Source organism: Atlantibacter sp. (assembly GCF_032062175.1).
Lineage (GTDB): Bacteria > Pseudomonadota > Gammaproteobacteria > Enterobacterales > Enterobacteriaceae > Atlantibacter.
In genome coordinates this window covers 15,518-26,268 of the sequence record NZ_DAMBQK010000039.1, presented here as the reverse complement: position 1 = coordinate 26,268, position 10,751 = coordinate 15,518, and the positions used below count along the sequence as shown (strand labels likewise).

The following is a 10,751-nucleotide window of genomic DNA, read 5'->3' as shown; positions in this document are numbered from 1 at the left end:
ATATCAATCCTGCGAGTGCCCACACAGATTGTCTGATAAATTGTTAAAGAGCAGTTGCGACGCGGCTTTCAGCTCACTGTCGCGAGGTGGCGTATATTACGCTTTCCTCTTTCAGAGTCAACCCTGAATTTCAGGATTTTTCTCTTTGCTGTTCCGACTGTTGCTGTGAAGCGTTTCACATTGTCGTCTCAACGGAGGCGCATTATAGGGATCCCATTTTTTTGCACAAGCCTTTTTTCGATCTTTTATTTCGATCGCTGTTTTTTCATGCTTTTCGCTGCGATCGCATACGATCTGCTTAAAAAATGATACCGTTTTGCCTTGCTTACCCTTCGTAATACGGCCAAAGTTCCTTTCACGGTCTTTGATTGATGAGGTTTTTATGTCTGCAGTACTGCGTCCTTATAAAGATACATTTCCCAAACGCGGCCAGCGCGTCATGGTCGATTCATCGAGCGTGGTGATTGGCGATGTACGTATTGCCGATGACGTCGGCATCTGGCCGCTGGTTGCAATGCGCGGCGACGTGCATTTTATTGAGATTGGCGCGCGCACCAATATTCAGGATGGAAGCGTGCTTCATGTCACGCACAAGTCATCTTATAACCCGGAAGGGAATCCATTAATTATTGGCGAAGACGTCACGGTTGGCCATAAAGTGATGCTGCACGGCTGCACCATCGGCAATCGCGTGCTGGTAGGAATGGGCTCTATTGTATTAGATGGCGCGGTAGTAGAAGACGATGTGATGATTGGCGCAGGCAGTCTGGTTCCGCAAAATAAGCGACTGGAGAGCGGTTATTTGTATCTGGGAAGCCCGGTCAAACAAATTCGCCCGCTCTCAGATGCTGAGATACAGGGCTTAGTCTATTCCGCTAATAACTACGTGAAATGGAAAGACGAGTATCTGGATCAAGAAAGCCAAAACCAGCCCTGAGCATCATCGAGCCCTTCAGCGATAAGGGGCTCGAGTTCGTCTTCCAGATCCCAACGGTGTTGGCGAAACCGTTCCAGCCAGTCTGAAGGCGTTTCGCCGCCAAAGCGCCTGGCCAGCGCCCCGGCAGATATTGCGCAGTTAACCTGAAACCCACCTGTCAGGGCCGGAAAGCACACTGCACGCAACTCTTCATTCCACTGTTCAACATCCGGAAACTGGATCGCCTGATTCATGCCGTCATTTCCTGCTTGAGACGTTCAATTACCGGGACCACATCCGGCATCTGTCCATGCCAAAGCATAAAAGCATGCGCCGCCTGGCCCACCAGCATACCCAACCCATCGGCCATACTGTGCGCACCCAGCGACTCGCACCAGCTTAGGAAAGGCGTACGCCCATGTTGATAGAACATGTCATAACAATGAACGCTGGCGTGAATAAGTGAAGCCGGGATCCCCGGCAGATCGCCAGAAAGCCCGCTGGATGTGGCGTTCACAATAAGCTCGAACTCATGCCCTTCAAGCGCGCCGCCCGCCAGCGCAGCCACACTACCGGTATGACTGAAAAGCGTAGCTAATTGCTCAGCGCGGGACACCGTCCGGTTAGTTATTGTTACCGCGCAGTCTAAAGAAAGCAGTGGAAGCAAGACGCCCCGGGCCGCGCCACCTGCGCCAATTAATAACACGCGCGCGCCAGGCTTAATCATTTTCAGACGCTCTAAATCACTTAGCAGGCCGATACCGTCCGTGTTATCGCCAAGCAAACGACCATCTTCAAGACGTTTAAGGGTATTAACCGCTCCCGCCAGCGAAGCGCGTTCGGTGAGTTGGTCAGCGCGCCCGAATGCTTCTTCTTTGAAGGGAACCGTGACGTTAGCACCCTTGCCGCCTGCCTGAAAAAAAGCATCCAGCGTAGGGATAAATCCATCAAGCGGCGCAAGAACCCGGCCATAAGGATGTTCAATCTGGAGTTGCTGTGCAAAGAGCTGATGAATAAAAGGCGATTTGCTGTGGGCAACAGGGTTGCCGAATACCGCATAAGTTTCCATTACATTACCCCTCACGAAAAAGTTCGCCCGTCAGCGCATCGCAAATCTCTGAAGGATTAACGCGTCCGCCCGTTGCACCATCCAGCACAGGGAAATCATGACCAAATTGTAGCCGGACTTCCTGAGTGCTACGGCACGGCGGTAAACCGGTTAAGTTAGCACTGGTTGACACTAACGGTTTACCAAACGCTTCACACAGCGCAATTACCAACGGGTGATCGGTAACGCGCACGGCCAGCGTCTCAAAACGACCGGTAAGCCAGCGCGGCGTCGTCTTTTTGGCAGGAAAGACAAACGTTACAGGACCTGGCCACCGGGCAAAAACAGCGTCGCGCTGCTCTGCAGTCAAGGCGGCGTCATCAATATAAGGCGTGAGTTGGTCGAAACGGGAGGCGATGAGAATTAGTCCCTTTTCCACTGGGCGCTGCTTGAGCGCAAGCAGTCGATTGACTGCAATTTCACTGTCGGGATCGCAGCCTACGCCGAACACAGCTTCGGTAGGATAGGCAATAACTTCTTGTTTTTTCAGGACCTCAACGAGCGATTCGATTGAGTCCGCAGGCAAGTTTTTATTCACTTTTTTCCGCCGTCACCGGCTTTCCACATTGTTTACTGGCGCAAAAGTGCTTAGCCCCTTGCGCGGTTTTCTTTTCTATTAGCAGCGGGTAGCCGCATTGCGGGCAAACACCCGCAACGGGTTTAGCATTAAGGACGAACTGGCATTCCGGATAGCGATCGCAGGAATGAAAGGTCTTGCCATAACGGGAGCGGCGCTGAACCAGATGGCCTTCCTGACACTGTGGACAACTAATCGCCGTCTCGTCAGGCTTATCGATTTGTTCGGTATGGTCGCATTCCGGATAGCGGCTACAGCCGATAAACATACCGAAGCGGCCCTGACGTAGCGCCAGTTCCGCGTTGCACTGAGGGCAAAACTTACCCTCCAGAATTTTAATGATATGTCCATCCGCCTGATTACGCAGGGGACGGACATAATCACATTCCGGATAGTGAGAACAACCGAGAAAAGGTCCGTGTTTCCCGGTTCGAATAACCAGATCGGCCCCACACTGCGGGCAGGGCTCTTGTTGGCGCACAGAAAAGAGTGCCGATTTTGTCATAACGACTTATTTCGCTGCATAGATGTCAGTGCAGCATACCTTCATTCACTTCGAAGAGTAATTCTTCCATTTGTTGATACGCATTTTCACAGCCCGGAAGGTTGAACAACACCATCAATACCACCCACTTAAGATCCTCCAGATCAAAATCGGCCGTATCAAGAGCAAGTACGCGTTCAATCACCATTTCACGGGTTTCGAGGTTCAGCACCTGAATTTGTTCCAGGAACAACAGGAATCCCCGGCAGCTGGCATCCAGTCTCTGACACTCTTCGGCGGTATAAATACGCATCGAAAGCGGGTCAGAAGCCAACTGCATCGGTTCAACCAGACCATCCTGATAATCAGCGAGTTTTTCTAACCACAGGAGCGCGTTATAAATATCTTCACGCTCAAAGCCAGCATCAGTAAGGTCGCGAGTGATTATATCCTGATCGACGCGCACTTCGGCGTCGTTGTGGATATATGTCTCAAACAAATACATTAGTACGTCGAACATGGCCTGCCCTCCTTAATCGGACATAGCCGCCGGGTACAGCTGCGATCCATCCTGCTAACTCCAGTTCGAGTAATTGGGTTACTGTCTCTGGCACAGGTTGGCCGGCACGTTCAGCGACGACGTCAACAGGTGTAACCTCATCTCCTACGTTAGCCAACAGCTCGGGAAATGGCAATGTACCCTCCTCTTCATTTGGTGAATAATTTGCGACTTTCACAGAAGAGAGCCACTGGAGATCGCTTTGCAAATGTGCAAGTATCTCCTCTGGCGAGGTGATCAGTGTAGCGCCCTGCTGAATCAGCCAGTGCGGGCCCGTTGCACCAGGACTGCCAAGCGGGCCCGGCAGCGCGAACACTTCCCGGCCCTGCTCCAGCGCACAGCGCGCTGTAACCAGCGAACCGCTGCGCTGCGTCGCCTCAACCACCAGCACACCGTGGCTTAACCCGCTAATAATACGGTTCCGTCTGGGAAAATTACTTTGCCAGGGCTTCATGGTGAGCGGGAATTCGCTGACCAATGCGCCACCCCTGGCAATAATCTCCTCAGCTAAACGCTTATGCCTTTTTGGATAGAGTTGTTCAAGGCCGCTTCCCAGCACGGCAATGGTTGTTCCCTGCATGCTTAATGCCGCACGATGAGCGACACCATCAATCCCTACTGCCAGACCACTGGTAATCGTCATGCCAAGCTTTGCCAAAATCTCACAGAAATACCGCCCCCAATGTTCGCCGTACCATGAATGCGCACGGCTCCCTACCACTGCGAGCTGTGGCGATGTTAACGCATCAATATTGCCCGCAATCAACAGTGCACCGGGAAACCAGTCAATAGCCCTGAGCAGTGGGGGGTACTGAGGCATATCTGCAGTTAACAAGCAGTGCTCAGGCTGTTCGAGCCAACGCAGAGCATGTTCAATGTCAGCCATGCTGACCGATAAAAACTGCTTTATTTGCGAGGCCGTTAACGGGACGGCAGCCAGAGCCGATGCAGGGTCAGAAGGGCTACACTGCAGATATTTCACAACCGTTAGCATCTGTTCGCCATTCAGGTTGGTAACAGCCATCAAGCGCAACCAAATCTCAATAAGCGGCATCGTTTTCCCCTGCCATTAACCCATTCAGGCAATCCCTGCGATTGGTTACGGATGCTGTCAATCAAGGGGGGTTTTGTCTAGAATAGGGATAATGATCTTTATCAACTCTTGAACACAGCTCTGGATAAATATGTCAGTTTTGCAGGTATTACATTTCCCGGACGAGCGTCTTCGCAAAGTCGCTGAACCGGTCAAAGAAGTGAATGCGGAAATTCAACGTATCGTGGATGATATGTTCGAAACGATGTACGCAGAAGAAGGTATTGGCCTGGCGGCCACTCAGGTCGATATTCATCAACGGATTATCGTGATTGACGTTTCTGAGAATCGCGATGAGCGTCTAGTGCTTATCAACCCGGAACTGCTGGAAAAACACGGCGAGACCGGTATTGAAGAGGGATGTTTATCTATTCCTGAGCAGAGAGCCCTGGTACCACGCGCTGAGACCGTGAAAATCCGTGCGCTCGACCGCGACGGTAATAGCTTTGAATTAGCAGCCGATGGCTTGCTGGCGATTTGTATTCAACATGAAATGGACCACCTGGTCGGCAAACTTTTTGTTGATTACCTTTCACCGATGAAGCGCCAGCGTATTCGCCAGAAAGTTGAAAAGCTCGATCGTTTAAACGGGCGTTAAGCCTTTAGCAAAACAGGGAATATCGTGTCCGATTCATTACGTATCATCTTTGCAGGTACGCCCGATTTCGCAGCGCGCCATCTCGCTGCGCTGCTTGCCGCGAACTTTAACGTGGTGGGAGTTTTTACTCAGCCTGACCGCCCGGCGGGGCGCGGTAAAAAGCTTATGCCCTCCCCGGTTAAAACCCTGGCGGAAGAGCATGGCCTCCCTGTTTTTCAACCTGCTTCGCTTCGCCCGGCAGACAACCAGCAACTTATTGCAGATTTGAACGCCGATATTATGGTTGTTGTGGCCTATGGGTTAATCCTGCCAAAAGCCGTGCTGGAGATGCCCCGGCTGGGCTGCATCAACGTTCATGGTTCTTTACTGCCCCGCTGGCGCGGCGCGGCGCCGATCCAACGCTCCCTGTGGGCGGGTGATGACGAAACCGGCGTGACCATTATGCAGATGGATGTGGGCCTGGATACTGGCGATATGCTGTACAAACTGGCCTGTCCCATCACGGCGGATGACACCAGCGCCTCGCTGTATGACAAACTGGCTGAGCTTGGTCCGCAAGGGCTTATCGAAACGCTGGAACAGATTGCCAACGGTAAGGCCAAACCTGAAGTGCAAGACGAATCGCGGGTCACCTATGCGGAAAAACTGAGTAAAGAAGAAGCCCTGCTCGACTGGTCACTCTCTGCAGCTCAGTTAGAACGCTGCATTCGCGCCTTTAACCCGTGGCCAATGAGTTTCTTTATGATGGAAGAACAGCCGGTAAAAGTCTGGAGAGCCAGCGTAATTGACACAGCGGCGAATGCTGAGCCCGGCACCATCCTGTCGGCAGATAAGCAAGGCATCCAGGTTGCGACGGCACAAGGTGTGCTGAATATTGAAGAATTGCAGCCAGCCGGTAAAAAGGCCATGAAAGCGCAGGATTTGCTGAACTCCCGTAAAGCGTTTTTTGCGCCTGGTAACAGGCTTGCCTGAACCTCTCTCTTTTTAGCGCCCGGATTTTCCGGGCCTTTTTATTTTAATGACCGTAACTATGAACAAATCACCGAATATTCGCAGCCTGGCGGCGCAAGCCGTTGAGCAAGTGGTCGAGAAAGGCCAGTCGTTAAGCAATGTGCTGCCCGTCTTGCAGCAGAAAGTGCCGGAAAAAGATAAAGCCCTGCTTCAGGAGCTTTGCTTTGGTGTATTGCGTACCCTTTCACAGCTTGAGTGGCTTATCGGCAAATTAATGTCGCGTCCGATGACCGGCAAGCAGCGCACTGTCCACTATTTGATTATGGTGGGCCTATATCAGTTGCTGTATACCCGTATTCCTCCTCATGCGGCGCTGGCCGAAACGGTGGAAGGCGCGGTCGTTATTAAGCGCCCTCAATTAAAGGGGCTGATTAACGGTGTATTGAGAGAATTTCAACGCCAGCAGGAAACGTTGCTCGGCGAATTTGCCACACACGATAGCCGTTTCTTGCATCCATCATGGCTGATCAAACGGCTACGCGCCGCTTATGCCACGCAATGGGAAGCGATCCTGGAGGCAAATAATCAGCGCCCGCCCATGTGGCTGCGGGTGAATCGTCAACACCACAGCCGCGACGCCTGGCTTGCCCTGCTGGAAGAAAGCGGTATTCAGGGCTTTGCGCATCCGGATTATCCAGACGCGGTACGTCTGGAAACCCCAGCCTCGGTTCATGCGCTCCCCGGCTTCGAAGAGGGCTGGGTGACGGTGCAGGATGCCTCCGCGCAAGGGTGTATTCCTCTACTCAATCCGCAGAACGGTGAAGAGATTTTAGATCTCTGCGCAGCTCCGGGCGGGAAGACTACGCATATACTGGAAGCAGCCCCTCAGGTCACTGTGCTGGCCGTCGATATTGATGAGCAGCGCCTGAGCCGCGTTTATGAAAACTTAAAACGTCTGGGAATGAAGGCGACGGTCAAACAGGGCGACGGTCGATATCCGCAACAGTGGGCCGAAGGTAAACAGTTCGATCGAATATTGCTGGATGCGCCATGCTCCGCAACCGGCGTGATCCGCCGTCATCCGGATATTAAATGGCTACGTCGCGATCGGGATATCCCCGAGCTGGCTGAACTCCAGTCGCAAATTCTGGATGCTGTCTGGCCGCTGCTCAAGCCCGGCGGTACGCTGGTTTACGCAACCTGTTCGGTTCTTCCTGAAGAGAACACGCAGCAGGTCGCTGCATTCCTGAAACGTACACCTGACGCCCAGATTGCCGAAACCGGTACGCCCGACTCGCCGGGCGTTCAGAACTTGCCGGCCAGCACAGAAGGCGACGGCTTTTTTTACGCTAAGCTTGTGAAGCAAGGCTAAGGTCATTTTCAACTGAGTCTGAGAAGCGAAAGACGATGAAAATAATCATTCTGGGCGCGGGTCAGGTGGGTGGAACCCTGGCGGAAAACTTGGTAGGCGAAAACAACGACATCACGTTGGTTGATACCAATGGCGACCGCCTGCGCAGCTTGCAGGACAAGTTCGATTTACGCGTGGTACAAGGCCACGGCTCGCATCCTCGTGTACTACGCGAAGCGGGCGCTGATGATGCAGATATGTTAGTTGCCGTGACCAGCTCCGATGAAACCAATATGGTGGCTTGCCAGGTGGCTTATTCGCTATTCAACACGCCTAACCGTATTGCCCGCATCCGTGCTCCGGACTATGTGCGTGACGCCGAAAAGCTGTTTAATTCAGAAGCAGTGCCTATCGATCACCTTATCGCCCCCGAGCAGCTGGTTATCGATAATATTTACCGTCTGATTGAGTACCCTGGTGCGCTACAGGTAGTGAACTTCGCCGAAGGGAAGGTCAGCCTGGCGGTGGTAAAAGCCTATTATGGCGGTCCGTTGGTCGGCAATGCGCTGTCTACCATGCGCGAACATATGCCGCATATCGATACCCGCGTGGCGGCGATATTCCGTCACGATCGTCCTATACGTCCGCAAGGCTCAACCATTGTAGAAGCCGGTGATGAAGTCTTCTTCATTGCGGCATCGCAGCATATCCGGGCGGTAATGAGCGAGCTCCAGCGTCTGGAGAAACCCTACAAGCGCATTATGCTCGTTGGCGGCGGGAATATCGGTGCAGGTCTCGCGCATCGTCTTGAAAAAGACTACAGCGTAAAGCTGATTGAACGTAACCAGCAACGCGCCGCAGAGCTTGCCGAAAAATTACAGAATACCATTGTGTTCTACGGCGACGCATCGGATCAGGAACTGCTTGCCGAAGAGCATATCGATCAAGTTGATCTATTTATTGCTGTCACTAACGATGACGAAGCCAACATCATGTCCGCCATGCTCGCGAAACGCATGGGCGCAAAAAAGGTCATGGTGCTAATTCAGCGACGCGCTTACGTTGACCTGGTTCAGGGGAGCGTTATTGATATCGCTATTTCTCCCCAGCAGGCCACCATTTCCGCTCTTTTGGGCCATGTGCGTAAAGCCGATATCGTCAGCGTATCATCATTACGCCGTGGCGTAGCGGAGGCAATTGAAGCTGTGGCGCACGGCGATGAGAGTACGTCTCGCGTCGTTGGGCGAGTAATTGACGAGATTAAACTTCCTCCCGGTACCATTATTGGGGCAGTCGTACGCGGCAATGACGTGATGATCGCCAATAATACTTTGCGTATAGAACAGGGCGATCACGTCATCATGTTCCTGACGGATAAAAAGTTTGTCTCTGACGTTGAGCGTTTATTCCAGCCGAGTCCGTTCTTCCTTTAATACCTATGCGGAGCAATTCCGCTGGGTATTTTTCCGCTTTGATATTGTGGATATTGTGTGAAAACAATTACTTCGCATCAATGGCAAACGATGAAGTCTTTGTTAGACTTATGAAGCTAGCCCAGATAAGGAGAATAAAATGAGTATGTTGAAAGAGTTCCGCGAATTCGCGATGCGCGGAAATGTGGTTGATTTGGCAGTGGGTGTAATTATTGGTGCGGCATTCGGGAAAATTGTTTCTTCGTTAGTTGCCGATATTATTATGCCACCGCTGGGCTTACTGATCGGGGGTATTGATTTTAAACAGTTCGCCCTTACCCTGCGCCCGGCAGTTGGTGATACGCCTGCTGTAGTCATGCATTACGGGGTGTTCATTCAGAATGTCTTTGATTTCATCATCGTAGCCTTCGCTATCTTTATGGCTATCAAACTCATTAATAAACTGAACCGTAAGAAAAAAGAAGAACCAAAGGCACCGCCTGCGCCAACTAAAGAAGAAGTTCTCCTGACGGAAATTCGCGATATTTTGAAACAACAGAAAGAACGTATTTAATTAACGCCAGGAAAGCAGAAGGCCAGTGGAAAATAAGCTGTTAGCTTGTTTACCACTGGCCTCCCAGTTACCCCGCCCTTTGTATTTTCCTTTTCTTTGATAGCTTCCTTTGCCTTTTACATTTTTCTCGACGCGTTGTCTGAATAACGGATCGTGTAACAGTGCTTCGAGCGCATTCTCTTTAATCTGCCCCCGGGTATGCTTATAACTGCTCATAACTCTCTCCTTTGGAATGTGCCGCGAGTGTAATACTCACTGATTGAAAAATCAACGCGCCGGGCCATTTGCGCCCTGCTCCAGCGCTTCCAGAATAGAACAATAGACGCTGCTATGGGCTGTGCCGCAGCAAGTTGCGTTTAACCGCTGTAACGACACGCGCATAAGCTCAAGCTCATGAATTTTTTCTTCGACTTCATTGAGTCTTACCTGCACGATCCCTTTAGATTCCTGGCAGGTATGATGTTCAGGATCGATGCGGATCGACAGCAGCTCACGAATGGATTCCAGCGTGAAGCCCAACTGCCGGGCATAACGAATAAACTTCAGCCGCTGTAAATCGTTTTCACTGTATAACCGGAACCCACCTTCAGTACGAACTTCATGATCCATCATCTGCTGCTTTTCATAAAAGCGGATCGTATCGGGCGTGACCTCAGCCAGCTTCGCTAACTCACCAATTTTATACATGGTTACTCCTTAGCCAGTTTTTTCTCGATGGATAATCCATAGGATGTACGGAGAAAGTCGGTATTTATACCCGCCTGACGCAGCTTCATTTCCAGCAACAGCAATTGCTTTTTTAACGCGGCATATTCCGGCTGTTCGGGTTTAAGGCTCTGAAGTAGCTCAGAAAGTTTAACCGCTTCTTTACGCTGTAGCAGTTCAGGAGGCAAAAACCCCGAATTCTTCAGAAGCCGATATCCTGCACGCAGGTCTAGCGGCACGTGGGTGTCGTCATCCAACACCAGTTTCTGGCCTGTTCCGGGAAGGTTATCCAGTTCGCCTTTATTTTGGGCTTCCAGAATTCGTTGCTCAGCCCATTGATCAATTAACCACATTGCGCTGTTCCGGGCTTTGGAAAAGATATGAATTATAACAGGTGAGAATGAGTAGATATAAAAAAACCCG

General features: G+C 51.4%; 15 protein-coding genes. 6 read left to right on the top strand and 9 right to left on the bottom strand.

Annotated elements, in window-relative coordinates; all coding sequences use genetic code 11:
- Nucleotides 1–382: 382 nt before the first annotated feature.
- A complete protein-coding gene (locus RT120_RS21600) occupies nt 383–937 on the top strand; it encodes a gamma carbonic anhydrase family protein (protein WP_312985917.1) in 555 nt (184 codons plus the stop codon).
- On the opposite strand, the gene RT120_RS21595 is transcribed toward RT120_RS21600, so the two are convergent.
- Genes RT120_RS21595 through dprA form a run of 6 tightly spaced genes read right to left on the bottom strand, consistent with a single transcriptional unit; the run spans nt 913 to nt 4,698 of the window.
- Complete coding sequence (locus tag RT120_RS21595; protein WP_312985915.1) at nt 913–1,170, bottom strand: DUF1488 domain-containing protein; 258 nt, start codon at nt 1,168–1,170, stop codon at nt 913–915. The two genes, RT120_RS21600 and RT120_RS21595, sit on opposite strands and share 25 nt — an antisense overlap.
- Nucleotides 1,167–1,985 (bottom strand): shikimate dehydrogenase, encoded by an 819-nt coding sequence (aroE, locus tag RT120_RS21590; RefSeq protein WP_312985913.1) that lies wholly within the window; start codon nt 1,983–1,985, stop codon nt 1,167–1,169. The genes RT120_RS21595 and aroE overlap by 4 nt, the downstream gene beginning before the upstream one ends.
- 4 nt (nt 1,986–1,989) lie before the next feature.
- Entirely contained in the window at nt 1,990–2,562 is a 573-nt protein-coding gene (gene tsaC, locus RT120_RS21585; RefSeq protein ID WP_312985911.1) for an L-threonylcarbamoyladenylate synthase type 1 TsaC, read from the bottom strand.
- Nucleotides 2,555–3,106, bottom strand: coding sequence for a topoisomerase DNA-binding C4 zinc finger domain-containing protein (locus RT120_RS21580; protein ID WP_312985909.1), 552 nt, complete (start codon nt 3,104–3,106; stop codon nt 2,555–2,557). Before RT120_RS21580 ends, tsaC begins: the two co-directional genes overlap by 8 nt.
- A 25-nt stretch (nt 3,107–3,131) precedes the next feature.
- On the bottom strand, nt 3,132–3,605 hold the full coding sequence (smg, locus tag RT120_RS21575; RefSeq protein ID WP_312985907.1) for a DUF494 family protein Smg: 474 nt from the start codon (nt 3,603–3,605) through the stop codon (nt 3,132–3,134).
- Complete coding sequence (dprA, locus tag RT120_RS21570) at nt 3,577–4,698, bottom strand: DNA-protecting protein DprA (RefSeq protein ID WP_312985905.1); 1,122 nt, start codon at nt 4,696–4,698, stop codon at nt 3,577–3,579. The genes smg and dprA overlap by 29 nt, the downstream gene beginning before the upstream one ends.
- A gap of 130 nt (nt 4,699–4,828) precedes the next feature.
- Here dprA and def point away from each other — a divergent pair, with 130 nt between their 5' ends.
- From def to mscL, 5 genes are all read left to right on the top strand, one after another.
- A complete protein-coding gene (def, locus tag RT120_RS21565; protein WP_125295725.1) occupies nt 4,829–5,335 on the top strand; it encodes a peptide deformylase in 507 nt (168 codons plus the stop codon).
- A gap of 24 nt (nt 5,336–5,359) precedes the next feature.
- A complete protein-coding gene (gene fmt, locus RT120_RS21560; RefSeq protein WP_312985903.1) occupies nt 5,360–6,307 on the top strand; it encodes a methionyl-tRNA formyltransferase in 948 nt (315 codons plus the stop codon).
- Nucleotides 6,308–6,365: 58 nt separating this feature from the next.
- Entirely contained in the window at nt 6,366–7,658 is a 1,293-nt protein-coding gene (gene rsmB / locus RT120_RS21555; RefSeq protein ID WP_312985902.1) for a 16S rRNA (cytosine(967)-C(5))-methyltransferase RsmB, read from the top strand.
- 35 nt (nt 7,659–7,693) lie between these two features.
- Entirely contained in the window at nt 7,694–9,070 is a 1,377-nt protein-coding gene (gene trkA / locus RT120_RS21550; protein WP_312985900.1) for a Trk system potassium transporter TrkA, read from the top strand.
- Nucleotides 9,071–9,209: 139 nt separating this feature from the next.
- Nucleotides 9,210–9,623 (top strand): large-conductance mechanosensitive channel protein MscL, encoded by a 414-nt coding sequence (gene mscL / locus RT120_RS21545; protein ID WP_125295721.1) that lies wholly within the window; start codon nt 9,210–9,212, stop codon nt 9,621–9,623.
- On the opposite strand, the gene RT120_RS21540 is transcribed toward mscL, so the two are convergent.
- The 3 genes from RT120_RS21540 to RT120_RS21530 are packed head-to-tail and all read right to left on the bottom strand — an operon-like array spanning nt 9,624 to nt 10,681.
- Entirely contained in the window at nt 9,624–9,839 is a 216-nt protein-coding gene (locus RT120_RS21540; protein WP_312985897.1) for an alternative ribosome-rescue factor A, read from the bottom strand. It abuts the gene before it with no gap.
- Nucleotides 9,840–9,890: 51 nt separating this feature from the next.
- Nucleotides 9,891–10,310 carry a Zn(2+)-responsive transcriptional regulator gene (gene zntR, locus RT120_RS21535; RefSeq protein WP_312985894.1) on the bottom strand — a complete coding sequence of 140 codons (420 nt, stop codon included), beginning with the start codon at nt 10,308–10,310 and terminating at the stop codon, nt 9,891–9,893.
- A 2-nt stretch (nt 10,311–10,312) separates the two neighbouring features.
- Nucleotides 10,313–10,681 carry a DnaJ family domain-containing protein gene (locus tag RT120_RS21530; protein WP_312985891.1) on the bottom strand — a complete coding sequence of 123 codons (369 nt, stop codon included), beginning with the start codon at nt 10,679–10,681 and terminating at the stop codon, nt 10,313–10,315.
- Nucleotides 10,682–10,751: the final 70 nt, after the last annotated feature.

What these genes read in the sequence shown, in the direction of transcription:
- RT120_RS21580 (WP_312985909.1), bottom strand. Translation starts at nt 3,106, where the DNA reads ATGACAAAATCGGCACTCTTTTCTGTGCGCCAACAAGAGCCCTGCCCG.
- def (WP_125295725.1), top strand. Translation starts at nt 4,829, where the DNA reads ATGTCAGTTTTGCAGGTATTACATTTCCCGGACGAGCGTCTTCGCAAA.
- aroE (WP_312985913.1), bottom strand. Translation starts at nt 1,985, where the DNA reads ATGGAAACTTATGCGGTATTCGGCAACCCTGTTGCCCACAGCAAATCG.
- trkA (WP_312985900.1), top strand. Translation starts at nt 7,694, where the DNA reads ATGAAAATAATCATTCTGGGCGCGGGTCAGGTGGGTGGAACCCTGGCG.
- RT120_RS21600 (WP_312985917.1), top strand. Translation starts at nt 383, where the DNA reads ATGTCTGCAGTACTGCGTCCTTATAAAGATACATTTCCCAAACGCGGC.
- RT120_RS21595 (WP_312985915.1), bottom strand. Translation starts at nt 1,170, where the DNA reads ATGAATCAGGCGATCCAGTTTCCGGATGTTGAACAGTGGAATGAAGAG.
- zntR (WP_312985894.1), bottom strand. Translation starts at nt 10,310, where the DNA reads ATGTATAAAATTGGTGAGTTAGCGAAGCTGGCTGAGGTCACGCCCGAT.
- RT120_RS21530 (WP_312985891.1), bottom strand. Translation starts at nt 10,681, where the DNA reads ATGTGGTTAATTGATCAATGGGCTGAGCAACGAATTCTGGAAGCCCAA.
- smg (WP_312985907.1), bottom strand. Translation starts at nt 3,605, where the DNA reads ATGTTCGACGTACTAATGTATTTGTTTGAGACATATATCCACAACGAC.
- mscL (WP_125295721.1), top strand. Translation starts at nt 9,210, where the DNA reads ATGAGTATGTTGAAAGAGTTCCGCGAATTCGCGATGCGCGGAAATGTG.
- rsmB (WP_312985902.1), top strand. Translation starts at nt 6,366, where the DNA reads ATGAACAAATCACCGAATATTCGCAGCCTGGCGGCGCAAGCCGTTGAG.
- RT120_RS21540 (WP_312985897.1), bottom strand. Translation starts at nt 9,839, where the DNA reads ATGAGCAGTTATAAGCATACCCGGGGGCAGATTAAAGAGAATGCGCTC.
- dprA (WP_312985905.1), bottom strand. Translation starts at nt 4,698, where the DNA reads ATGCCGCTTATTGAGATTTGGTTGCGCTTGATGGCTGTTACCAACCTG.